This window comes from Paraburkholderia atlantica, assembly GCF_000092885.1.
GTDB classification, from domain to species: domain Bacteria; phylum Pseudomonadota; class Gammaproteobacteria; order Burkholderiales; family Burkholderiaceae; genus Paraburkholderia; species Paraburkholderia atlantica.
In genome coordinates, this window is record NC_014120.1 from 362,939 (window position 1) to 385,872 (window position 22,934).

Sequence of the window (22,934 nt, forward strand, 5' to 3'; positions counted from 1 at the left end):
GCGACCTGGCTAAGCATCCAGGGTGCTACCGGGCGAATCATCTTCCAGGACGTGCAGAACAGGATGGGGCGTCTGCAGCGCAAGCAGCACCAGATCTTCGTTGCCCGAAGTCGCGTACCAATGCAGTGCCCCCTTTGGAACAAGCACGAGATCGCCCTCCATCAGTTCTCTTCTTTCGTACGCGTCGTACCATTTGGCATTTCCGGCAGCGTCAGGGTTGAGCGATGGTCTGACCGTCATGTCCGCGCGCCCCTGCCAGCATAGAACTAGTTCAACGCTTTTTGGATGAAAATGTTCTGGATTTTCCTGAGAAGGTATGAATGTATACGCCGTAAAATGAAACACTGGCTTGGCAAAATCCGTTGCCCCCCCAGCGACGAGTCCCTCTTTTCCCCATATCTTGGACCTGACGCAAATCAACGCGGGGTCGCGTTCAAAACCGAGGTAGTCCGGGATCGCACGCTTATACGACGTCAGGGCATCGCCGCTTAACACCTGCGGATACCCATTCGAAAACGATCCAATCTTGCTATTCGGTTCGTCCTTGTTCTGCACGCCGCCGTTGGGCAGAATGCCGCGCATGTCCGGCATACGAACCAATAAAAGAACGAGTTTTTCCACGGACCACAGTAGCGGGTTTTGACCTGCCTTCGGAAACGGATGCTGGACAGTCTTTCGTTCTTCTGCGAGAGCGGTGAAGCTGTGCAACGCATACTTTGGCAAGACCAGAGTATCACCGGGCGCTATGCGAATGCCGGCCGAATCCGGTGCATCGACAACGCGCGGTTCCCAGCCCGGACCGTCAGACTGCTGCATTTCGACCGAGACGGTTCCCCGGCCACGCCAGCAAATCACGAGTTCGACCTGGTCGGCGTAATAAATAGGATCAGTTTGTTTGCCGGGCGCGATTGAAAGAACTTCGACGATTAAAGGCGGGTCGCTTATACCCTCCCATTGGATCTCCTTGCGGTCGAAGCCTGAACCGTTCGCCGCGCTGACATCAGTCACAAAATCCCGTAAGTGTTTAATATTGACCTGTGGGGAGTTATTCACGGCTTTTCCTCCGAGGCTGGCAATGAGAAACCGTTAATCAAAACAATGAGTAGCTGGGAATCTCTTCTACCGCTTGCGAAATGTTTGGTAGCAAGATCGTCTCTCGCCTGCCGCACCGCCGGGATCCCGATCGCCTGCGCTTGTTTATGCCTTGCCATTGGAACTGCCTTCAATCCGAAGGCTAAACCTTTCCATAGTTGACGGTTTCCCGAGGCTCGCAACTGCAAGCCTTCAATCAAGACAATGAGCGATGTGATATTTTTTGCACCGGTTAGAATTATTAATCGCTGAGAACATTGTAGAAACGCGATTACACAAGTCAACCAGCATGCATCGCATTTTTCCGCCGATCCCCCATCACGGCGCCATCGCGGCATTCTCAGCAGGAGTCTCATCGAGTGCGCTCGGCGAGTTTGCTCCATTGGACAACGCGCTGTAGTCGACAAAAGCGTAAATGTCTACCACCTGTCGTTCTAGGCCAAAAGGACTATTTTCACCATCAAAGGCGAATCTAAACTACAAAAAATGTAACGAGCCTAATGTTCGCGATCCGCGAACGAGCGAGTGGTTCGCGCACGAGTATTGAGACAGGGGAAACGACATGCTGCAACAACCGGATTCGAAACTGCGTGGGCGCACGCTGCTCATTCAGACAGCACTCGCCTGCACGTTGCTAGTCTCTTCGCTTGCCGCAGGGGAGGAGATCAAGATCGGCGGCGCCGGCCCCGCAATGGGAACCATGCGCCTTCTCGCTGAACGCTACAACCAGACCCACGATCAGCCGAAGATCAAGGTACTGGCTTCAAGTTTGGGTTCTGCAGGCGGAATCCGGGCAGCAACGGAGGGCGCGATCGACATCGGTGTCAGCAGCGTACCATTGACCGAAAACGAGCACAATAAGGGGGCGACCGAAACCGAGGTGGCCCGTACACCGTTTGTTTTCGCGGTTGGAATGAACACACCGGTCAGTGGATTGAGCACCCATCAATTGCAGAATATCTATTGGGATACTTACCAAAAAAAGGATCCTGACTGGTCGAGCTATGTAGACCAAAATCTCCGACACGATAACGCGCCCGTTCCTCGAATTCGAATCATCATGCGGCCGAGCAACGAATCGGACAATGCGATCATCAAGAGGATCTCGCCCGAAATCGACCAGGCCATGACAGCGCTCGAGGAAAGACCTGGCATGATTGTCGAGTCCACTGCCCAGGACAATGCAGGAGCGATCGAGGACATTCCGGGAGCCTTTGGCACCTCGACCCTGAGCCTCGTTGTGACGGAGCACCGCAAGATCCGTCCCCTAAACATCGACGGTGTAGAACCTTCCCCACAGGCTGTTGCAGATGGCCGCTACCCATATTACAAGTCCGTTTTCCTCATCACCGGCTCCAGATCTGCCCCCGCCGCGCAGGAGTTCATCGCCTTCGTCAAGTCGAAGGACGGCCGGGATATTCTCGCCGAAACCGGGCATGCCGTGGTCGACAGACCGAAACAGTAGTAGGCAATGTCATAGAACATGGTCCGAAACGAAGTCGCCGTCACCGTCACCCGGATAGCTACCATTGTTGCGCTGATTTTGACGGTTGCCCTCCCGTGGGGCTATTTCGAGGTCGCGTACGGTGCACTCGAGAGTCAAACCGAAACGGAAGCTCAAATCCGCGCCGGCTTTTTAAGCCAGTTCATTGGCGCCAATCCTGAGTTGTGGGCATTCTACGAGCACAATCTGCACGAAGCGCTTTCTCGCGACCCACCACTGCGGTCGGAACAATTCAACCGGATACAGAACTTGAACCGGCAAGTCGTGGCAAGCGCAGGGGAGCCTCCCTCATGGCCACAAATCGTGCGCACAGTCGAACTTTACGACGCCGGCAAGCTGACCGGCTATCTTGAAGTCACTCGCTCAATGCGCGCCGTGGTTCGCAACACGGTCGCCGTGGGACTACTCGGATTAATGCTGGGCGTGGCCGTATTCTTTGTCCTACGTGTGCTTCCCCTCAGGGCGTTGCAGCATGTAACCGAAGCGCTGGAGCGGGAGATCGAGAAGCACGTCGAAGCCCGACGCGAAGCGGAAGCCGCGAATCGGGCCAAGTCACAGTTCCTCGCGGCCGCCAGTCACGACCTGCGCCAACCGCTGCACGCACTTGGCCTGTTCGCTGCGGGCCTTACTTCTGCCGTTCGCGAGCCCTCCGTGCTCGGGATCGTCGCCAAGATCAATGACTGCACTGAAACACTCGAAGAGCTATTCAACGAGCTACTGGATTTGTCGAAGCTCGATGCGGGCATCATCCAACCTGTATTAAATCACTTCCCGATTGAAGCGCTGTTTCGCCGATTGCGAGCTGAGTATGAGCCAATGGCGATGGAAAAAGGAATAGCCTTGAAGATTACTTCCAGTAAGGCGCAGGTCTTCAGCGATACGATTCTTCTTGAGCAAATTCTGCGCAATCTGATATCTAACGCAATTCGTTACACCCCTTGTGGTGGACGAGTACTGGTAGGTTGCCGACGTCGAGGGCAGAAGCTTCGGGTGGAGGTCTGGGATACGGGCATTGGGATTCCGGCGGACGAGACGGAGCGAATCTTCGAGGAGTTTTATCAGATCGGCAACCCGGAACGTGACCGCAGAAAAGGCCTCGGTCTGGGCCTCGCAATTGTGAAACGCACGGCCAAACTGCTCGGCTCAGATGTGCACGTCGCATCAAAGCGAGAATCTGGTTCCGTCTTCAGTTTCGACATACCAAGCGGGCATGCGCGACTGTCAACGAGCAAAGAAAGCATCCCTCGAGTCGAGGTTTCGAGAAGCGCTGTGAAGGGCAGTTTGATCGCCGTCGTGGACGACGAACTAGAAATTCTCGACGGGATGCGTAACCTCCTGGTGCAGTGGGGATGTGAAGCTGTCTGTACCGCGACACTGGAGGAAGCTGCCCAAGAACTCGTCCATCATGGTCGACGGCCAGACGCTTTTCTGGTCGACTATCGACTGCGAGAGGGCGTATCAGGAGTCAGCGTCATCCGGAACCTGCAGGCACGGTTCGGAACTGATATACCTGCTGTTCTGATTACAGGTGAGACGGCGCCCGAGAGTCTGAGAGAAGTGAATGAAAGTGGCTATCAACAAATCCATAAGCCACTTCCTCCAGCCCGGCTCTATGATATGTTGAGCGGGCTCATTAAATCTAAACAGGACGAGCACGGTCCCCCATAGTAGCTGCCCGCTTTGCAGAATGCACATGAAACTAGATACGAGTCACGAAATATATCGTCGCGCCGCCGCTTATGATGCGCTTACACAACTAAAGTTGATACAAAAGAAGCGCGGCCTATTTTTCCCCGAGAGCCCCAAATTATAAGGCGCGAAGCCTGATTTGCACTTCAACAAAAGTTGGTCTATCGGTGCCTCGCCGTCACCTCAGTAGTACCAATTTTAGTTGAAATTTGGTACCAACTTGTGAACGGCTGCAGTTTTCCGCAAAAAAGCGACGTTCAGCGCAGCTATTGAGATAATCTTTCTTATCGAAAGGCACCGATTTCCGGGTTAAACTTCCGCGCATGAAAACGCGCCGCGCCTCTATACCGTCCCCCCAGCCCGACGACCCGCCCCGCTTCCCCGCCGCCGACGAACTCGCCGTGCTGCGTGCATGGTATGCGGGACTGCCCGTGCGCGAGGCGGTCGAGCGCTATCAGTCCGCCTTGCTGGGCGACGGCAAATCCGCGCGTGGCGTGCTCGGGCGTATCCGGCGCCGGCTGCAGGCCATCGCGCGCGCCGCGCATCGTGACGATCTGGCCGCCCTCCTCGATCATCCCGCTGAAGATCGCGCCCGGCACGCCAAGGCAGTCGCGCACGCCATCGAAGCGCTGCGCACAGCTCGCCCGCCAGAACCACAGATCACCGACGACGTCGCGCAGTGGCTCGCCCCGCGGGCCGTGCGTGTGCTGCACGCCCACGGCCTCCGCACGCTCGCCGATCTGACCGTGCGCATCCCGCGCCGCCGCCAGTGGTGGAAAGCGGTGCCCGGCCTAGGCGTCGCCAGCGCCCGCGCCATCGAGACATTCTTCGCGGCCTGGCCCGCCCTCACGGAAAAGGCGCGGGCGCTCGTGCTCGCGAGCCGCCGCGCCGAACTCGTGCCGTGGGAATCGCTGCAGGTACCGCATGAAGTTGACGGCTCCCAGGGGACATTTCGGGCGCCGAAGGCCACCTGCGCGCTCGACGCCGGCAACGACTATGAAGCGGTGCAGACCTGGCTTGCCCTGCAGGAGTCCCCCGCCACACAGCGCACCTACCGCAAGGAGGCCGAGCGATTGATCCTCTGGGCGATCGTCGAGCGCGGCCGCGCGCTGTCCTCGCTCACAACGGAAGATGCGATCGCGTATCGCACGTTCCTGCGCCACCCGGCGCCTCACGCACGCTGGGTCGGTCCGGTGCGTCCTCGCACATCACCCGACTGGCGCCCGTTCAACGGCAGCCTGTCGGCGCGCTCGGTCGCGCATGCGCTGTCGATTCTGGGCGCGCTATTCCGCTGGCTGATCGAGCAGCGCTACGTGCTCGCCAATCCATTTGCCGGCGTGAAGGTGCGCGAAGCCTCCGGTGCCAACGTGCTCGATACCTCGCACGCGTTCACCGAAGGCGAATGGGCGCTCGTGCGCACGATCGCCGATGGACTCGAGTGGTCATATGGCTGGTCAGCCCCGGCCGCACACAGGCTGCGCTTCCTGCTGGACTTCGGCTACGCGACGGGGCTGCGTGCGAGCGAACTCGTCGGCGCCACGCTCGGACACATCGAGACCGATGCGCGCGGCGATCACTGGCTGCGCGTGACGGGCAAAGGCAGGAAGCTGGCGCGCGTCGCGCTGCCGCCGCTCGCGTGGGACGCCCTTGCCCATTACCTCGCCGAACGCGAACTTCCGATCGCGCCGGTGCGCTGGCGGCCGGAAACGCCGGTCATCGGCAGCCTCGAGGCAGACAGCGAGTCGACGATCAGCAGCGTGCGGCTATGGGGTGTGCTGAGGCGCTTCTTCCTTGTGGCTGCGAAGAGTATCGAAGCCGATCATCCGCCGCTGGCAGAGAAGCTGCGGTGCGCAAGTCCGCACTGGATGCGCCACACCCACGCGACCCATGCGCTCGGGCGCGGCGCCGAACTGACCACCGTGCGGGACAACCTGCGGCACGCTTCAGTGTCGACGACGTCGATCTATCTGCACAGTGATGAGGTGAAGCGGGCCCGACAGATCGGGGAGGCTTTTACTTCCGACAGACGCCGGTAGCCAGGACGCAACCGGCGTTGAGAACCACGGCTCCCACGGGGTTCGAAGCAACGCGCCATGACCTCACCACGCCAGCTTCGCCCGTATCCGAAACGCATAACCTGTGCAAAAATCCTCGTACCTGGTCAGAAGCGCAGTCCTTGCCACCCATGGAAACCGCCGAACTTGAACCGCAGGTGCTCGCCAGTCGCCTTGGCGTGACATTTTCTCTGGTCTTCCAGAACCGCCCGGTCGAATGCATCATCACGATCACGGCGCTGGAAGCGTATTTCTGGCTGGAGCCACGCGCAGGCGACGAGCGCATCCTCAAAACCTTTCGCGATGGCTACGGCCGCATCCGCGCGATTGCTGAACGGAAGTTGCTTGCCCATCCCGCAGCACGACTTGAGCTGACACCGACAGATTTCTCGCGCCCCTGAGATACCGGTTTCCGCCTGTGGTGCATCTTCCAGCTCACATGCCAGAATCGACTCCGACAGCGCGCGCAACCAGTCTGCAGTTGGTCGAGCGACGTGCTCCTGGCTCGCAGATGAAGACGCTTTGATGAAGAGCGTACTATCCAGTGCTAACCACGTGCATCCCACCGCGACGGCAACCCGGGCTGGTCACCTTTTGTGAGCTGGTTTTTGGGGCGAAGCCCGAGTGTGATCGCGAAGGACGATGACTGTTAGTTGCGCTTTGGACGAAAGAAATTGAACGGCAGCGACCGTGGCGATATGCTCGCCACGCTCCAACACATCACACACAACCCCGACACACCCGAAGGAAGTGACACTATGCGATTGCGACGCATCACCGCACGACGTTCTCCAGTACATGGCATGGGACTGTTCGCGCTACAGCCAATCGCCGCAGGCGAACGGGTCATCGAGTACAAGGGGGAATTGACCAGCTGGCGGCGCGCCGCCGCCCGCCAACGCTCCGAGGCTGGCCACACGTTCGTGTTCGGTCTGTCTGATGGGCGTGTGATTGACGGCAGCCGGGGTGGCAACAGCGCCCGGTTCCTGAATCATGCCTGCTCCCCTAACTGCGAAGCCATCGAGACGGGCGAGCGGGTGTTCATTCACGCGCTCGCCGCTATCGCACCCGGGGAGGAACTCTTCATCGACTACTGTCTGTCAGTCGACGGCGCGGTCACCGACGACATTCGTACCCAGTACAGGTGTCATTGCGGCGCATCGGGATGCCGTCACACCATGCTGGGCACCAATGCTGCGTCGGCGTAAGCCTGCTGCAGCGCAGACGGTCCGATGGGCGATGTCTCCGGCGTCTGATACAGACGCAGCGCACGCCGATATCTGAGCACAGCCTCCTGGCGGCACAGAGGGGCGCCCCATTGCGACCGTTTGGCTCATTGCCGATCGGGCAGGTGCCCTCCCCTCCGCCCTCACGTGTATGGTTCAGCGTGACGACCGGCTGTCCGGGGCGTTACGGTCATTCAACCCTGGGTTTGAACGAGCAGAGTTCGGCCAAAGCGGCCGGTCGCCGCTCAGACGGCGTGCGACCGCTGAAGGTCGCTTCACTGACGTCCACAACGGGTAGGGGTCAACGTCGCGAGTCGCAAATGCGACTGAGTCTTTTCCCCATTGCAGCCATACAGTTTTCGATTCCGTGGTGAGTGTTTACCGGCTTGAGCGGGCATTCACCATGCTCGGCGGGTAGTTCACGAAAGTGCAATCAGTTCTCGGCCTCGACTGGCCATCATTCACGAAGCCTTCCCGCTTGCTGGGTCATCTGCTGGCGCCATGTCATAAAAGTCATGAAAGTCGTTTGGTTAGAGCTTCTAAGCGCGTATGCTGAGAATGCCACGTTGGCACGCAACGCGCTAGGAGCAACACCATGGCCAAGAGTCAACCACGCAGCACTCGCGAAGCGAAAAAGCCCAAGCAGCCCACGAAGCCGTCAGTGCCGGCAACCCCGTTCAGCACAGTCCATTCGCGGGTTGGGAACGAAGGTGTCGCCAAGAAGAAGTAAATCGGTTGGCCACGGACACACGCGGCACAATGATCACACGCAACTTGTAACGTTCACCACAGAAAATTGATATCTCCACGTTGAAAGCGCAGGCCGCTTCGGGAGGCGCATCATGATCCATCACAACTCGGACCCCACTTTTCGCGGGCTTCCGCTCACGGCCGAGCAAGACTCGGAAATTCGTCACTACCTGAACAGGAAGGCCAAGCTGGGCAAGCCATGGAATACTCCCGAGCTGCGCGGGATGCTTGAGGACATGCTGCTGCCGCCGAGTACCGAGGACGACAGCCAGAGCGAAATCCCGGGCAACGCGTTGACCGCCGCGGAGCGCGCAGCCGCGTTCGTCGATCAGGACATGGAGCCAGTCGAGGCATATGAGGAATTGCATGCCGCGATGGAAGCCGAGAGCATGAAAGGCGATACGCACTAGCGGGAGCGCTCCGCGCTGGTACTGAGCGTGCAATCCGGTCCACCCAGGGTGTAGAACGCAGGACGACACATGGCACTCTGTTTTTCCAACCCCAGCCGAAGCTATGATGGGACGAGGCATGGCGTGTGGTTCTGGGGTTACGACAACACACGCGAGATTACCTTCTTTGTGGAAGATCGCGTACTGAAGAATTTCGACTCCGCTCTCGGTTCGGACGAAGCCGGCGTGCTGGCCTGCTTCGACCGGCATCGCAATGAGGTCCTGAAGGTCGCCATGACCCTCTATGCCGAGGGGCGGCAGACTGTCTACATGCTGCACTGAGAAGCGCTTATGCGCGTCGCCATTCTGATGCATGACACATGGCGGCACGCGCTGGATAGAGAGCGTTGGTAAAGCATGGCTTCGCGGGGCTTGCTGCCATTCTCCTGCCGCCAATGATTCGCCGAGCTCGCGATGGCCGAGGAATCCGGCACGTTCGCCCGTAAAACGACGACCGCCCGCCTCGCACTGGGAAACCGTTGTCGACCCTGAGCGGACTTCTGATGTCTCGCAGCGGCAAGCTGTTCGCAAAGGGAAGCAGTTGTTCGGTGGGGACTCGATATGGACGATTACAGATCTCCTGTTGTTCAGGGAACAAGCGGGTTAAATTATCAGGTTGATAACTCTGTCCGGCTGTCGAAGGCTTCATCGAAGTGGCTCGACAGGAAACGGCGCCATGGAAATGCAGCTTCTGCCCTACAATCTGGACGATGAAGCTCGAACTGAACTGCTAGGGTACCTGGTGGTTGTTCAACTCATCGCGCGAGCAAGAACGGGGCAATGGCTTGAAGCAGCGCATGTCTGCGAATCTGTACTGCTTTGGCTCTCCGCTAACGGTGGCAATTGCGGTGCCCGGGAACGCTCTGACCTGTCACGGCTTTCTGTCGACGTGGCTGAACAGTTTCTCGGATTACCGCCGTTCGATGATGAAGCCAGTCTAGTTCAAATGATCCTGGCCCTGAGCCGTCTTGACTATCGCAAATCCGACGTGAAAAAAATATTGGCATTTTGCGGTAAATACATCACGCATCGTCATGGCGCAGGCCAGTCCTGATAGGACAGTCAAGCGCGCCGGATGGTTCGACGAGATCGGCTGCGGCGTTCCCCGGCTCAAGCTGGCACCTCAATGAAATGTTCGTAAATCACCGCGGCGAGCCATATGTGCTGTGCCGGGGCTGTGGACGAGCCTGGCACCGAACCAGACCTCTCCTGGACGTCGCCGATCGATCACGGCCGTCGCGATGCGACCGCGTTTTGCTGTTCGACGGGCGCGAATCTCAAGGCGTTGCGCTGGGCTGATTCGACGTCTGCTCGCAAGCGCCGCACGGTCCTGTGCGTATGGGCAGGCGTCGAACAAACCTTAAGGCACGCGCGCGTCGCGCATCTGGCGAGTTTCGGGGTGGACCAGCCGTTCGAGTGACCACTTCTGCATGGCTTAGGCGAACGGCAGAAAGTGGCCGAGAGCACCAGTTCAATGAAGGTCCCGTAGAGCGGCCGTTGAAATCGTCGACGGCCGCTTTCGGGCGACTTCTATGAATGAGTACAGTCGGCCATGACCGGTCATTCGACAACCTCCCCAAGATCGTCGACGATCCGGCAAAAATGCTGGTGCGTAGCAGCCCAATTCCGCTGCCCTGGCAGCAGACGGCGGAACGAGGACTGCGCTTTCATCCAGCCGCTCACGCGCCCGCGGATGCTTCCAGCTCCGCAAGACGCTGACGCAGCAAGCGATCCTCTTTGAAGCGGGCGGTTTCGTCGCGAATCACCGCGACGATGCCGGTGAGTTCATTTTGCGGCGAATGCAGCAATGCAACGGTAAAGGCGATCGACATTGATCGACCGTCCTTATGCACGGCCGGGACGCGCAGTACATCATTACCGTAACGGGTTTCGCCCGTTGCCATGGTTTTGTGATAGCCGTCCCAATGTCGGCCGCGCAAGCGTTCCGGAATGATCAGGTCCAGCGAATTGCCGAGCGCCTCGCCTTGCGTAAAGCCGAACATGCGTTCGGCCGAGGGGTTCCAGAAGGTGATGCCGCCGCCGGCATCGGAGATGATGATCGCGTCGCCGATTGCGTTGGCAAGTTGCTGGAAGTCGATGGCAGATTGCACGGCGCCTCTCCAAGGAAAACATGCGGAATTGAATCGAACGCGGCACCGTCAGAAGCGCCGCGTCGGCACATCAAAGCCAGAGTCCCGGCCTGCGTGACGCCGTTAAACTGCCTTGACTTCGCGCAGATTGAAGATCTCCTGCTTGCTGTAGCCAAGGCCCGTCAGCACCTCATCCGTATGTTCCCCGAGCAGCGGCGACGCAGTGACCTCCGGCTTCATGTCCGAGAACTTGATCGGGCTGCCGACGGTCAGATACGAGCCGCGTTTCTTGTGCGGTACTTCGACAATCGTCCCGCTCGCGCGCAATGAAGGATCGTTGGCCAGTTCCTTCATCGTCAGCACCGGCGCACACGGAATGTCGAACTTACGCAAGATGTCGACCGCTTCGAATTTGGTCTTGTCGGCAAGCCAAACTTCGATGGTGTTGAAGATCTCGAAGATATGCGGTTGACGCGCTTCAGCGGTTTTATAGGCCGGGTCATCGATCCACTCGATCTTGCCGATAGCGTGGCAGATCGGCTCCCATGCATGGCCCTGGATCGTGAAATAGATGTAGGCATTCGAATCCGTTTCCCAGCCTTTGCATTTGAGCACCCAGCCCGGCTGCCCACCGCCGCCCGCATTACCGCCGCGCGGCACTACATCGCCGAACTCTCCATGTGGATACTGCGGATATTCCTCGAGATATCCCACTCGCTCCAGCCGCTGCTGATCGCGAAGCTTCACGCGGCACAGGTTCAGCACGCTATCCTGCATCGACACCGCGACCTTCTGGCCTTTCCCGGTTTTGTCGCGCCCCAGCAGGGCAGTCAGAATGCCGATCGCGAGATGCATGCCCGTGTTGCTGTCGCCGAGCGCAGCGGCGCTGATGGTCGGCGGACCGTCCCAGAAGCCGGTGGTGGACGCGGCTCCGCCCGCGCATTGCGCGACGTTTTCATAGACCTTCAGGTCGTCGTAGTGGTGACCATCGCTGAAACCCTTTACTGACGCGACGATCATTTTTGGGTTGAGTTCGTTCAGACGTTCCCACGAAAAGCCCATCCGGTCCAATGCCCCCGGCCCGAAATTCTCGACGAGAACATCGGATTCGCGGATCAGTTTTTCGAGCACTTCCTTGCCTTCCGGCTTCTTCGTGTCGAGCGTCAGCGACTTCTTGTTGCTGTTGAGCATCGTGAAGTACAGCGCGTCGGCATCCGGGATGTCGCGCAACTGGTTGCGCGTGACGTCGCCCGAACCCGGCCGTTCGACCTTGATCACGTCGGCCCCGAACCAGGCGAGCAACTGGGTGCATGCGGGACCGGCCTGGACGTGAGTGAAGTCGATGATCTTGATGCCTTCGAGAGGTTTGGTCACTTTGGTATCTCCGTGGTTGATCCGATTACTTTTTCATTGCCGCGCTTTGCGGATTCAGATTGGTCAGCCGGCCGCTCTCGGTGCCGGCGGCTTCATCGATAACGGCATTGATCAGGCTCGGCTTGCCAGATGCGATTGCCTCAAGCAGTGCCTGCGTCAGTTCTTCCGGCGTGCTCGCGTGGTAGCCGATGCCGCCGAATGCCTCGATCATCCTGTCGTAGCGCGCGCCCTTCACGAATACGGTAGGCGCGACGTCCTTGCCGCCCGTCGGATTCACGTCGGTGCCGCGATAGACACCGTTGTTGTTGAAGACGATCGTGCAGACCGGCAAGTTGTAACGGCAGATCGTTTCGAGTTCCATGCCGCTGAATCCGAAGGCGCTGTCGCCTTCGATCGCGACTACCGGTTGGCCTGTCGTGACCGCCGCGCCAATCGCGAAACCCATACCGATACCCATGATTCCCCACGTTCCCGAATCGAAGCGCTTGCGCGGCTCGGCCATGTCGATGATGCTGCGCGCGTAGTCGAGCGTATTGGCGCCTTCGTTGACGACGTTGATGTCCGGGCGCGTCTTCAGCACATCACGGATCGCACGCAAAGCACTGTGAAAATTCATTGGCGACGGGTTCTTGTCGAGCAAGGCGGCCATCTTCGCGAGATTTTTATTCTTGCGTTCGGCGATCGCACCGGTCCATTCGACACCCGGCTTGACGAAATTCGCATCGAGAGCACCGCGCAGCGCCGTCACGCACGAGCCGATATCGCCGATCACCGGCGCGGCAATCGCAACATTGCTGTCGATTTCAGTCGGCGAGATATCGACCTGCACGAACTGCTTCGGCGCGCCGCCCCATGTCTTGCCCTTGCCGTGCGACAGCAGCCAGTTCAGACGCGCTCCGATCAGCACGACAACGTCGGCTTCCTGCAGCACGAACGAACGGGCTGCCGATGCGCATTGCTCGTGCGTATCGGGCAACAGGCCCTTGGCCATCGACATCGGCAGATAGGGAATGCCGCTCTGTTCGACGAAAGCGCGAATTTCCGCGTCGGCCTGCGCATACGCCGCGCCCTTACCGAGCAGGATCAGCGGACGCTTTGCGCTTTTCAGCACGTCGATCGCACGCTTGACCGACTCCCGCGCCGGCAACTGACTCGGCGCGGCGTCGACCACTTTCACCAGCGACTGTTGCGCCTTCAGGGTGTCCAGCGTTTGAGCGAGCAGCTTGGCCGGTAAGTCCAGATAGACGCCACCCGGGCGGCCGGACACCGCCGCACGGATTGCACGCGCCACGCCGATGCCGATGTCCTCCGCATGCAGCACCCGATATGCGGCCTTGGCGTAAGGCCTGGCCGCATTCAACTGATCCATTTCTTCGTAATCTCCCTGCTGCAGATCGACGATTTCGCGTTCGCTCGAACCGCTGATCAGAATCATCGGAAAACAGTTCGTGGTCGCGTTGGCGAGTGCGGTCAAGCCGTTGAGAAAGCCCGGCGCCGACACGGTCAGGCAGATGCCCGGCTTCTTGGTGATATAGCCGGCAATCGCCGCTGCGTTGCCTGCGTGCTGTTCATGACGGAAGCCGATGAAACGCATCCCTTCCGCTTGCGCAAGCCGCGCGAGGTCGGTGATAGGAATACCGACCAGTCCGAAGATGGTGTTGATGTCGTTCAGTTTGAGCGCGTCGATGACGAGATGGAATCCATCGGTCGTTTCGCTCGCCTGTCGTTGTGACGTGATATCTATTGTGGACTGGTCGGCTTCTGCCATGGCATCTCTCCTGGGTAGCGGGGCGTGACGGGTTGGATCGCGAGCGTCGGGCTCACGGCGGCATTCATTTAGACGAGCGGACGGACGACGGTTGCAGCCGTGCCTCGGCGACGGTCACGCCGGTTGGCGCGCCTGAGTTTTCGATCCAGCGCTTTCTCATGGGTGCGAGAATGAATTTCGCGGATACGGCGGCCGCGATCGATATCACGGCCGCTAAAATAAACACGGTGCTCCAGCCGCCGTTCGCGGCCAGCACCGATGCAATCGGCACCAGCATCGAGGCAGTTCCTTTCGCGGTGTAGAGCGTCCCCGCATTCGCCGCGGCGTATTTGCTGCCGAACGTGTCCGCGCAAGTCGCCGGGAAGATCGAGAAGATTTCCCCCCAGCACAAAAATATGGCGGCTGCGAAGAACATGAATGCATACGGGTTATGGCCGAACTGCATCAGTCCGAGCAGCGCGACGCCTTCGCCGAGAAAGATCAGGAACATGGTGTTTTCACGGCCGATGCGGTCCGATAGAAAGCCGCACAGCGGGCGAGTGAAGCCGTTGCACAGATTGTCGATGGACAGCGTCATCGTGAGCAGCGGTAGCGTGATGCCCAGCAGGTTGACCGGCATTCTGGCGAAGCCGTATTCCCTGGCGATCGGTCCCAACTGGGCGGTTGCAATGATGCCGCCGGCTGCGACGAATACGAACATCAGATAGAGCACCCAGAACAGCGGCGAACGGATCATCTCGCGGGACGTGTAATCGATCTTGCTCGCAACGATACGTTTAGGCGCGACCGCGTAGGCAGGCGGTTTAGGTCTCACAAGCAAGGTGGCGAGCAACAGGATGCAGACGCCCTGGAAAATGCCGAAGAACATGAACGTGTGCTCGTAGCCCGAACGCTGGATCATGTTGGCAATTGGAATCACCGTGATCGCCGCGCCGGCGCCGAAGCCTGCCGCCGTTAACCCGGCTGCGAGACCGCGTTTGTCCGGGAACCATTTGAGTGCCGTCCCGACGCAGGTGCCATACACAGAGCCCGCGCCGATACCGGCAATGACTGCCGCGATGTAGAGTTCGGTGAGACTGCTGGCATGAGCGTTGATCATCCAGCCGATAGCCGCGCAGAGCGCGCCGCCGATTACCACCGGGCGCGGTCCGAACCTGTCGACGAGCCAGCCTTCTACGGGAACGAGCCACGTTTCGGTGACGACGAAGATGGTGAATGCGGTCTGGATCGCCGCTTGTCCCCAGTGGTGAGCGTTGTCTATCGGTACGACGAACAACGTCCACGCGTATTGGAGGTTCGCGACCAGTCCCATGCACAACACGCCGATCGCGAGTTGCACCCACCGTTGATGCCAGAACGCTGGTCGGCTGGTCTCCGCTACGTCGGAATTTCCCATGTCTGCGTCTCCTGTACTTTCTGTCGCGCTCGAGCGGCGTGTTGGACTTATGTGATCGAATCGCTTCGTCGCTGGCATGTCTGCGAGCAAAGAAGCGCCAATGGTCGGCCAGAGAAAAGCAAAAGCGCACTAACGAAAGCGTTTACTCGTTGAGCGTCCAGCAGTGGGGTGAAAGCTATTGGACGCGCAGCGGGTGTGAGGGGATGCTGCGCGAGAACGACGATAAGCGAAAGTTAAAACATTTTATGGTTGGCATTAGACATCGCTAATACAAGGCTCCGCCCCGCCTGCGACGAACCTCTGGGACCGTGTTTGGGACGTATTCGGATTTCCCCTGGTGCTCGACTGGCGGGCAGTGCACCGCGAGAGCCCGCGCCTTCCGCGTCGCGACTGCGGAGCAGGAGAGTGAATGTATAAGTAACGAGCTATCGTTTTTCAAAAAATTTTAATTATTGTTTATCCATTCGCTCTTCTATTCTTGGTCGTGCCAAATGCTGGAAGGAGACGACGATGAACACCTCACAATTCGATGCCCGCGACAGCGCGCATGATGCGGAAGTCGAGGCGCAACTTTGTGCCTATAACGGCGCTTTCGAAGAACTCGGCCTGCGCTTCCGTTGGGATCAGCGCACGCTGACGTCGCTGGCCGCGATTCACGACGAACAGGAGCAGATTGCCGCGTACATCGAGGCGCATCATGCGCACTTGCTGAAGGCGTATAGCGTTGAGTTTTTGAGTCGGGCTATTCTCGACAAGAAAAAAGCTCGCTATCCATCGCGCTTACAGAGCCGCGTCGATAGTGCGCTGAATCCGATCCACGCGATGCCTCAACCGCTGACAAACCGCCGGTCCGCGCGCACGTCGTATGAATTGGAGTTGCCAGCGCTGGTTGGCGTGTAGATTGCGCGTTGCGTGCGCGGCGATATGGTTTGCGCGGCGTCGCCACTGTCGGCTTTCTGCAAGTGCCGTGAAGCAGATCGTGCGGACGAAATCGACAGTGGTGCTGCTGTCCCTCGGATCGAAGGCTCTCGCAGGCGGTTCGATTGCCCGGCAAGGCACTGATAAGCCCGGCTGATGAACTGCTGTGGAGCGGAAAGAGCAAGAAATGCTTCTTACGTTGGCCGCGGTTGTTGAACGGCCGTTGTTGGTAAACCTGAAGGACCGCTTCGGGTCGGGTAGCGCCCATTGCTCCGGACGCACACTGGCTCTCCCTTCAACTGAAAGGAGATTGCCATGAACACATTAACCAACACCAGTCCGTCGCGGGTGCCGTGGAACAAAGGAAGATTGACCGGCCAGAAGCCGCCGCTGAAGCTCAAGGAGATCTGGGCGATCCGCGTGCGGCTGCAGCTTTCGTCCCGCGTGCGGGATCTGGCCATGTTCAATCTCGCCATCGACAGCAAGCTTCGGGCGTGCGATCTGACGAAGCTGCGGGTGCGGGACGTCTGTCACGGGGAGCACATCGCCAGCCGCGCGACGATCATGCAGCAGAAGACGCAGCGGCCCGTACAGTTCGAAATTACGGAGCAGACCCGTGATAGCGTGGCGGCATGGATAAGGCAGGCGGGATTGCGTCCAACCGACTTCCTGTTCCCGAGCAGAATTCACGGCTCTCCGCATCTGTCGACGCGACAATACGCCCGACTGGTTCATCGGTGGGTCGCGTCAATCGGCCTGGACGACGCTGCCTACGGTACCCACACAATGCGCCGGACCAAGGCGTCGTTGATCTATCGTCGCACGAAGAACCTGAGGGCCGTGCAGTTGTTGCTTGGCCATTCCAAATTAGAAAGTACCGTGCGTTACCTGGGTATTGAGGTGGATGACGCACTAGAAATGGCCGAACAGACGGAGGTGTAAAGGTTCGGGCGGCCGGTGTCAGGTCTTTACGACGTCCAGAGCCGTCGAGTGGTTCAGAACACATTATCCAAAACTAAAAGCAGGGAGCATTACAGCCCATCTTGTGCAGGCATCGACGAACGATCGAAATCGATTGCACCACTCTTCCACTAACGTTAGCGACGATCTTTTTTTCAGGGTCGCATCTGGACAGTTCCGCCTCTATGAACCGGGCAAAGATCCCGCGCCGATCCACGAATTCGTAGAAGGCGATGTTGCTCGCGAGGAGCTACGTAACGAGGCCGAACCTGACCTTGCCCCCGTTTGACGAATCCCATAGCAGAGGGTGTTATGCAACCTTTCCTTGCTGAGCCGCGAACCAGTTTTTCTCGAACGTCATGGGGCTGACGTAGTCGAGTGTCGAGTGTAACCGGCGCGCATTAAAAACCCAGCCAATCAATTACCTCATCCATTGCGGCACGCCGCGTGACGAAGTGTCGTCCATGCATGCGTGCTACCTTCAGCGAACCCCACAGGCTTTCGGTCAGCGCGTTGACGCTCCTATGTCAAGAACCACGCGTCGACTCGGTCAGATCGGCCAGGATGAGCGGGTACAGTTCCCGGACGATATAGCGCTTCAGGCAACGATGAATTTCCTTGTTCGACATCCCTTCCTTGTCCGGCGCTCGACGTAAGCCCGTGTCCTGGGATCGCTGCGCATGCGCACCATGGCAATGGTCCACAAGGCATTATTGGCGGATCGGTCACCGCCCCTGTTCAGGCGGTGTCGGACCGTCTTGCCAGATGACGCTTGCAAGGGACTCGTGCCACAAAGCGCTGCCAGTGCCGCCTCACTTTTCAAGCGCTCGGGGTTGTCGCCGGCGACAGCGATCAAGACGGCGGCCGTCTGCGGTCCCACGCCGTTTTCAGGACGCCCCCGATGTCGGCTTTGCTGAAAGCATCGTATGCTTGCTGCACCAATTGAACATTTTGTCGCTCGCTCATTGCGCCTCCCCTAATCGCCGATTGGAGATCTCCCCGTATTGCCACAGAATCGAGGCCGTTACCAGATCATCATAGTCAAGTCACCGAAAACCGTGCGCTCGCCGACCAGCAAAAAGCTGAGAATCTGCCGGCCGCTCCAGGCTCATGGATGGCCGTTGGATCCTCGAAAGCTGCCGTTGAACGTGGTGCCGGGTCGAACGGCAACTAGGGACCGCCTGACGGCCTTCGTGTGCTGCGACCTCGCGTGCCGGCTGGTCGCCGTTGACTTTCACCGGCGAGACAGTGTGTGACCGCAGTCCCGATGGCGACGTTCAGTGTCGCGACCGGGTCCAGCGACACCAGTCGTGGTGATCAAGGTTGCGCAGGAGATCAGCACGGCGCCGTTCACGGCGGTAGTGCGCAATCACGCCACATGCGGCCATCACCAACACGATCAGGCCCACAGCCATACCCAACCACGATTGGTCCACGTCAGCCTCCTCAGATGCACCCGGATTGCCACCCGCCAGCGAAGACGGCTCGACAGACTACTATAGTTCGTCTCAACAGAACGTCTGTGCACCAGTCAAAGTACCCGTGCAAACGCACGCAGCACGGCGTCGCCACGCGCTGTCACGCGAGGAAAACAGAATCCCGACCCAGTTGGCTCATTCGCAATCAATTGCAGTTCGCGCAGCGCGCCAAGCTCTGCCCGATCCGAATCGATCCGTTCAGGCGCATCCTTCAACAGCAACAACGTGGCCAATTCGTGCGGGCTCAACATGTCGTTTACCTCACCGCGGGAACGAAGAACGGGTGATCAGATCCGGCCTCGGCTGCATCGGCAGCACGCGAAACCGGACCCGGCAGATTGTGTGGAAAATTGTCGTCTATCGGCTTGACGAGTGACGCGCGCGAGGCGGACTTCGCTGTTCCGAAGGGTCAGGGGTCGGCTTGGCGACGCGCTCGAGAATGTCACGGATCATTTCCAGTACGTGAGGCTCGGCGACGGACTCGCCGTCCGGCTGCAGCTCCGGCGACACGGCCCTGGGCGTCATGGCGTCGGCGCCCGCTGCGCAGGCGAACACGCCGGCGGTCATGGTCTCTTCCTGGAGTTCCTGCCCGTCGTCGTGATCGCTGCCGGCGTTGCACGGTCTGATCGTTTCCGACACGATTTCCAACCAGCCGCGCGTGTATCCGGCGAACTGGTGGGCGAGCCAAGGCATCACGTCCCCTTGACAACTGATGAACTGTTCGGGTGTCCGGGCGCGCAATACGCTTTCCCAATGCAGCGCGGCCCCTGTGACCGCGGATCGGCACGTATCCATGTTCAGCCGTATCAGCGCGCAAAAGCCGGAGAAAAGCTGGCCGGGCAGGTGCGACACGTCGGTCGGGACCGATAGGGTAAATGGCATCTGTTTTGGGCTGTTCACAGAATATCCCTCAGGTTCTCGCGGACGCGGCGATCGCTGCCACTGCGATTCGTCAAGGTCGTTCCCACGCGGGCCGTTGGCCGGCCAGACGGTCTGGCGCCGCTTTAGAGAGTTCATTCTAACTTTGTGAAGCCGGAGTATTGCTGCGGCGAGTCCAGGGAGTTTCCCCGATATATGGGGAAAGACATCGTCTGACGCATACGCGACTCCAATTTTCGACCCCGCCCTCCCGCAGCGCCGCTCTTGCCGACAAAACCATCTCGGCTACCCGCAATGTGTTGCAGCTTAAGGCTTCTGGGTGTCCGAAACCAATGCATTACGAACAAACACGTGCGGTGGCAATTGGCGTACCGTCACACTACGGCAATCTACGAGTGCGACTTGGTCCGTGTTGACTGAATCTCTGGCAATTCCCACGGTGATCGTTAATGGGACGCCGATAGAAGTAGATAAGTATTTGATGTCGGCGCTCTGGACCGCCGACGGTGCGCATGCTTCGATACTGGACGTTGCCCAATGGCGAGTGCCTTCGTGAGCGTGGAGACGATTTTGCCTCTCACGAAGCGGCCTGTTACTACTGGCTTTGCGAAAATCGGGCGGGTTGCCCACCGTGGGCCTACCCGAAGTAAAATTCAGCATGTCCCTTCTACAATCAGCCCGCGCATATTCCTTGAGTCAGTGTGCGGAAGTAGCGCCTGTCGCCTCATCCTGCAGGTGTTGGAACCGTACCTGATCCAGCAATCACCTCATGCGGCCCGCGTCGTCGCATCGCATCCACGTCGTGACACACTTGCAGCACGACCGGCTCTCGCTGGCTGGCACCGTCGGCGCTGGCTGCATGTCATAGATTTGTATTCCTAACTTCATTGACCGATCGTAACCGACTCAAATAACCTGACGCGTAGACCAGGTAGCAACGCAGCCAGCGAAGGTGCGGTAGTAATCCGTCTTGCCGGCTCAAAGCGTCATGGTGACGAAGAACAATATTGGCATCGCATGACCAACCGCGGCTAATGATAAATTCGGCTCCTTATCAGCCGTGCGCCGCGTATGTGTGTTTCCCGCCATATGGACAGGCTAACGCATTGGATGCACACATTGCCCCTCGTCTATAATTCACGAGCCAGAACATCAATGATCGCACGGAGCCCCATTTTATGAGTCAACCCCGCGGACGATATGCGGGACCTCAGGACAGCGGCCAGCGCCAACCTCGTCACGTGAAGCAGTATCCGGACAACCGGCAGGGGCAGTCGTACGTGAAGGCACCTCCTCGAGAGTCCACTCAGACTGCGTCGATTTTCAAGACACGATCGTTCCAGTTTCTCGTCGATACCGTGGGCGCAGAGAATATCGCGCTCGGACTCGACTCGAACATGACTCGCGTGGCGGAACTGATGAAGGGCGAAAGATTCACGCCGGAAACCGCTTTTCATATGGAAACCACGCTTGGACTGCCGCATGGTTTCTTTGACCAGCCCCACCCTGCCCTCGCGCCTGAAACCATCGCCCGCCTGAAGTCGCCGCTCGACTTTGTAAAGACAGACGACGAGCCCGAGGTTGAGTCTGAAACGCCCATGCCGGCTTCCGCCCGGAACGGCGGCCAGCAACCAGTTCTTGAAAATAACCTGTCCGAGGAAACGGAAATGGCAAAGAAAACAACGGGCGGGACGCCAGGGGCAGTCAAAAAGAGTCGAAGCCAGATGGCCAGACAGGCTGACGCGCATACGAGAGGAAAAGTTTCATCTTCGAAATCCGGAGCCTCTTCTGAAGCGACCCGGCAGCAACCGCTGGCGTTAGACGACAGCGCCACAGTCGAAAACATTCGACGGCAGAACCTGCACGTACTCACGGGTCGTAACGGATCCAAGGCAAGACTCGCGGTGGTATTGGAGATGACCGGGTCCAACATGGCCCATCGGCTCTATGGCAAGAAACGCATGGACGATGTCGAAGCGAACCGTTTTACGGAACGGCTTGGTTTGCCAACTGGCTGGCTGGACACGCCGCGCTCGGAAGCCGAGATTCCCGAGTCGGTGTCGCGTTTGCTGACCCCCGCCCCGCGCGGTCGGGGATCCGTTGAACAGCACGAGCCGTTCGAGGCCGCGACGAACGATGGAACGCCAGAGAAACCCGTCACTGCAAAGGCGCACACGCGGCGCACGCGGACGGGCGTCCTGGCCGGGCCGGAAAGCGCTTCGCCTGCTTCAGGGGTTGTCGCGGAAGAGAAAGAGGCGATTGTCGCCGGCCAGCAGGACCACTAAAGCGGGGTGCTTGCCGGGGCCTCCGATCGCCCTTCTGAAGGACGTGATGGCAAAGTGCCGACAGTCACATCGGCAACCCCTGAGCCGCTTGCGCCTGCTGCACTTTCCCAGCAGGACCTCGCGCCGCCCCCTACTTCGGTCACCAGCCTGGACAATCTCCAAGGTATAGCGCCAATCGCAGAAGCATTGATCAAGACGCTGGCAGGTAAAGCACGCACCGGTCGACTGGACGAATTGAAGGCCCTGGAACTGCTTCAGCAGGCAGTCCAGTTGTAAGTATGCGATAGCGGGCGATGACCAGGTCCCATGGAGCACGACGGGCATCGGGCCACCCCGGCCCGGTGTGTATCGGACCGCAACTATCCGGTCGACAATTGACTGCCCATGCCGCCCTTCGGACCGGCACAAGCAGCCAATGCACGAGTCAGCGCCTTAATTCTTGAGAAATGGCCGTAGCCTGGCGGCGCCATTCCGATGCGTCAGTTTTCGCATCGCCTTGCTCTCGATCTGCCGGATCCGTTCGCGCGTCAGATCGAACTGTTTGCCCAGTTCCTCGAGCGTATAGTCAGACGCGGTATCGATCCGAAACGCACGCGCAACACGTTCGCTTCACGCGGCGACAATGCATCGAGCGCCTCGTTGATTGCGTCGCGCAGGTTCGCCTGCACGGCCGCATCCGCGGGCGATGTCCCCATCGGACCTTCGATCATGTCGCCAAGCGTCGCGTCGGCATCCTCGCCCACTGGCGTCTCGAGTGACACGGGTTGCCTCGCGACCTTCAGCATGTTGCGAACCTTCTCTTCCGGCAAATCCATGCGCTGCGCCAACGCGGCAGGATGAGCTTCCACGTCGGTCTTGTCATTCGACATGGCCGCCGGAGCCGGTTGAGGTGAGCCTTTTCGGGATGCGGCTCGTCGCGCACCAGTGCGGCTTTTTCACAACCTCTGTCGCTCGCGCCGCCCGTACAATCCCTTGCAAAACGGGCGTGAACCAGGAATGCGGCACGTGGCGTCGGAGAGAGG

The 22,934-nt window shown here is 59.1% G+C and carries 18 protein-coding genes and 6 pseudogenes; 13 read left to right on the forward strand and 11 right to left on the reverse strand.

The genetic code is table 11. The features are described 5' to 3' along the window. Nucleotides 1-9: 9 nt before the first annotated feature. Nucleotides 10-1,053, reverse strand: coding sequence for a cupin domain-containing protein (locus BC1002_RS34860; protein ID WP_013094640.1), 1,044 nt, complete (start codon nt 1,051-1,053; stop codon nt 10-12). After that, nucleotides 1,050-1,448, reverse strand: a complete 399-nt coding sequence (locus BC1002_RS38220; RefSeq protein WP_157874885.1) for a hypothetical protein — start codon at nt 1,446-1,448, stop codon at nt 1,050-1,052. The genes BC1002_RS34860 and BC1002_RS38220 overlap by 4 nt, the downstream gene beginning before the upstream one ends. A 206-nt stretch (nt 1,449-1,654) precedes the next feature. Between BC1002_RS38220 and BC1002_RS34865 the strand changes: the two genes are divergently transcribed. The 9 genes and pseudogenes from BC1002_RS34865 to BC1002_RS39955 all read left to right on the forward strand — a co-directional run. Then, nucleotides 1,655-2,557 carry a substrate-binding domain-containing protein gene (locus BC1002_RS34865; protein WP_013094641.1) on the forward strand — a complete coding sequence of 301 codons (903 nt, stop codon included), beginning with the start codon at nt 1,655-1,657 and terminating at the stop codon, nt 2,555-2,557. A gap of 18 nt (nt 2,558-2,575) precedes the next feature. Next, nucleotides 2,576-4,264, forward strand: coding sequence for an ATP-binding response regulator (locus tag BC1002_RS34870; protein WP_013094642.1), 1,689 nt, complete (start codon nt 2,576-2,578; stop codon nt 4,262-4,264). A 344-nt stretch (nt 4,265-4,608) separates the two neighbouring features. Continuing rightward, the gene (locus BC1002_RS34875; RefSeq protein ID WP_013094643.1) at nt 4,609-6,321 is read left to right on the forward strand and encodes a site-specific integrase; all 1,713 of its coding nucleotides are present in this window, start codon (nt 4,609-4,611) and stop codon (nt 6,319-6,321) included. Between the two features lie 149 nt (nt 6,322-6,470). Beyond that, nucleotides 6,471-6,740, forward strand: coding sequence for a DUF1488 family protein (locus BC1002_RS34880; protein ID WP_013094644.1), 270 nt, complete (start codon nt 6,471-6,473; stop codon nt 6,738-6,740). A gap of 357 nt (nt 6,741-7,097) precedes the next feature. Further along, nucleotides 7,098-7,547, forward strand: a complete 450-nt coding sequence (locus BC1002_RS34885; RefSeq protein ID WP_013094645.1) for an SET domain-containing protein — start codon at nt 7,098-7,100, stop codon at nt 7,545-7,547. Between the two features lie 860 nt (nt 7,548-8,407). Then, nucleotides 8,408-8,725 (forward strand): hypothetical protein, encoded by a 318-nt coding sequence (locus BC1002_RS34890; RefSeq protein ID WP_013094647.1) that lies wholly within the window; start codon nt 8,408-8,410, stop codon nt 8,723-8,725. A gap of 69 nt (nt 8,726-8,794) precedes the next feature. After that, complete coding sequence (locus BC1002_RS34895) at nt 8,795-9,046, forward strand: DUF1488 family protein (RefSeq protein ID WP_013094648.1); 252 nt, start codon at nt 8,795-8,797, stop codon at nt 9,044-9,046. A gap of 394 nt (nt 9,047-9,440) precedes the next feature. After that, nucleotides 9,441-9,818, forward strand: a complete 378-nt coding sequence (locus BC1002_RS34900) for a hypothetical protein (RefSeq protein WP_013094649.1) — start codon at nt 9,441-9,443, stop codon at nt 9,816-9,818. Nucleotides 9,819-9,868: 50 nt separating this feature from the next. Next, nucleotides 9,869-9,971 (forward strand): annotated as a pseudogene (locus BC1002_RS39955) (IS6 family transposase); the annotation flags it as partial. A 472-nt stretch (nt 9,972-10,443) separates the two neighbouring features. Here the strand turns inward: BC1002_RS39955 and BC1002_RS34910 are convergent. From BC1002_RS34910 to oxlT, 4 genes are all read right to left on the reverse strand, one after another. Beyond that, nucleotides 10,444-10,875, reverse strand: a complete 432-nt coding sequence (locus tag BC1002_RS34910; RefSeq protein ID WP_013094650.1) for a PAS domain-containing protein — start codon at nt 10,873-10,875, stop codon at nt 10,444-10,446. A gap of 102 nt (nt 10,876-10,977) precedes the next feature. Then, nucleotides 10,978-12,228 (reverse strand): formyl-CoA transferase, encoded by a 1,251-nt coding sequence (gene frc / locus BC1002_RS34915; RefSeq protein WP_013094651.1) that lies wholly within the window; start codon nt 12,226-12,228, stop codon nt 10,978-10,980. 25 nt (nt 12,229-12,253) lie between these two features. Next, entirely contained in the window at nt 12,254-13,996 is a 1,743-nt protein-coding gene (oxc, locus tag BC1002_RS34920; RefSeq protein ID WP_013094652.1) for an oxalyl-CoA decarboxylase, read from the reverse strand. A 64-nt stretch (nt 13,997-14,060) separates the two neighbouring features. Next, nucleotides 14,061-15,392 (reverse strand): oxalate/formate MFS antiporter, encoded by a 1,332-nt coding sequence (gene oxlT, locus BC1002_RS34925; protein ID WP_013094653.1) that lies wholly within the window; start codon nt 15,390-15,392, stop codon nt 14,061-14,063. A gap of 510 nt (nt 15,393-15,902) precedes the next feature. Here oxlT and BC1002_RS34930 point away from each other — a divergent pair. From BC1002_RS34930 to BC1002_RS39960, 3 genes and pseudogenes are all read left to right on the forward strand, one after another. Next, nucleotides 15,903-16,292: a hypothetical protein gene (locus tag BC1002_RS34930; RefSeq protein WP_013094654.1), complete on the forward strand. Its 390-nt coding sequence runs from the start codon at nt 15,903-15,905 to the stop codon at nt 16,290-16,292. A gap of 333 nt (nt 16,293-16,625) precedes the next feature. Further along, a complete protein-coding gene (locus tag BC1002_RS34935; protein WP_013094655.1) occupies nt 16,626-17,252 on the forward strand; it encodes a tyrosine-type recombinase/integrase in 627 nt (208 codons plus the stop codon). A 31-nt stretch (nt 17,253-17,283) separates the two neighbouring features. Then, a pseudogene (locus tag BC1002_RS39960) lies at nt 17,284-17,559 on the forward strand (DUF7669 domain-containing protein); the annotation flags it as partial. A 21-nt stretch (nt 17,560-17,580) separates the two neighbouring features. Here BC1002_RS39960 and BC1002_RS38225 read toward each other — a convergent pair. The 4 genes and pseudogenes from BC1002_RS38225 to BC1002_RS34950 all read right to left on the reverse strand — a co-directional run. After that, nucleotides 17,581-17,785: pseudogene (locus BC1002_RS38225) on the reverse strand (IS3 family transposase); the annotation flags it as partial. A 12-nt stretch (nt 17,786-17,797) separates the two neighbouring features. After that, nucleotides 17,798-18,141: pseudogene (locus BC1002_RS37365) on the reverse strand (transposase); the annotation flags it as partial. 660 nt (nt 18,142-18,801) lie between these two features. Continuing rightward, nucleotides 18,802-18,999, reverse strand: a complete 198-nt coding sequence (locus BC1002_RS34945) for a hypothetical protein (RefSeq protein ID WP_013094656.1) — start codon at nt 18,997-18,999, stop codon at nt 18,802-18,804. Nucleotides 19,000-19,105: 106 nt separating this feature from the next. Then, a complete protein-coding gene (locus BC1002_RS34950) occupies nt 19,106-19,648 on the reverse strand; it encodes a phasin family protein (protein WP_013094657.1) in 543 nt (180 codons plus the stop codon). A gap of 1,157 nt (nt 19,649-20,805) precedes the next feature. On the opposite strand from BC1002_RS34950, the pseudogene BC1002_RS34955 reads away from it, so the two are divergent. Continuing rightward, a pseudogene (locus tag BC1002_RS34955) lies at nt 20,806-22,188 on the forward strand (hypothetical protein). A gap of 156 nt (nt 22,189-22,344) precedes the next feature. Here the strand turns inward: BC1002_RS34955 and BC1002_RS38230 are convergent. Further along, nucleotides 22,345-22,769, reverse strand: a pseudogene (locus tag BC1002_RS38230) (sigma-70 family RNA polymerase sigma factor); the annotation flags it as partial. Nucleotides 22,770-22,934: the final 165 nt, after the last annotated feature.

What these genes read in the sequence shown, in the direction of transcription:
- BC1002_RS34890 (WP_013094647.1), top strand. Translation starts at nt 8,408, where the DNA reads ATGATCCATCACAACTCGGACCCCACTTTTCGCGGGCTTCCGCTCACG.
- BC1002_RS34900 (WP_013094649.1), top strand. Translation starts at nt 9,441, where the DNA reads ATGGAAATGCAGCTTCTGCCCTACAATCTGGACGATGAAGCTCGAACT.
- BC1002_RS34870 (WP_013094642.1), top strand. Translation starts at nt 2,576, where the DNA reads ATGGTCCGAAACGAAGTCGCCGTCACCGTCACCCGGATAGCTACCATT.
- BC1002_RS34875 (WP_013094643.1), top strand. Translation starts at nt 4,609, where the DNA reads ATGAAAACGCGCCGCGCCTCTATACCGTCCCCCCAGCCCGACGACCCG.
- BC1002_RS34930 (WP_013094654.1), top strand. Translation starts at nt 15,903, where the DNA reads ATGAACACCTCACAATTCGATGCCCGCGACAGCGCGCATGATGCGGAA.
- BC1002_RS34935 (WP_013094655.1), top strand. Translation starts at nt 16,626, where the DNA reads ATGAACACATTAACCAACACCAGTCCGTCGCGGGTGCCGTGGAACAAA.
- BC1002_RS34880 (WP_013094644.1), top strand. Translation starts at nt 6,471, where the DNA reads ATGGAAACCGCCGAACTTGAACCGCAGGTGCTCGCCAGTCGCCTTGGC.
- oxlT (WP_013094653.1), bottom strand. Translation starts at nt 15,392, where the DNA reads ATGGGAAATTCCGACGTAGCGGAGACCAGCCGACCAGCGTTCTGGCAT.
- oxc (WP_013094652.1), bottom strand. Translation starts at nt 13,996, where the DNA reads ATGGCAGAAGCCGACCAGTCCACAATAGATATCACGTCACAACGACAG.
- BC1002_RS34895 (WP_013094648.1), top strand. Translation starts at nt 8,795, where the DNA reads ATGGCACTCTGTTTTTCCAACCCCAGCCGAAGCTATGATGGGACGAGG.
- BC1002_RS34865 (WP_013094641.1), top strand. Translation starts at nt 1,655, where the DNA reads ATGCTGCAACAACCGGATTCGAAACTGCGTGGGCGCACGCTGCTCATT.
- BC1002_RS34945 (WP_013094656.1), bottom strand. Translation starts at nt 18,999, where the DNA reads ATGTTGAGCCCGCACGAATTGGCCACGTTGTTGCTGTTGAAGGATGCG.
- BC1002_RS38220 (WP_157874885.1), bottom strand. Translation starts at nt 1,448, where the DNA reads ATGAGACTCCTGCTGAGAATGCCGCGATGGCGCCGTGATGGGGGATCG.
- BC1002_RS34885 (WP_013094645.1), top strand. Translation starts at nt 7,098, where the DNA reads ATGCGATTGCGACGCATCACCGCACGACGTTCTCCAGTACATGGCATG.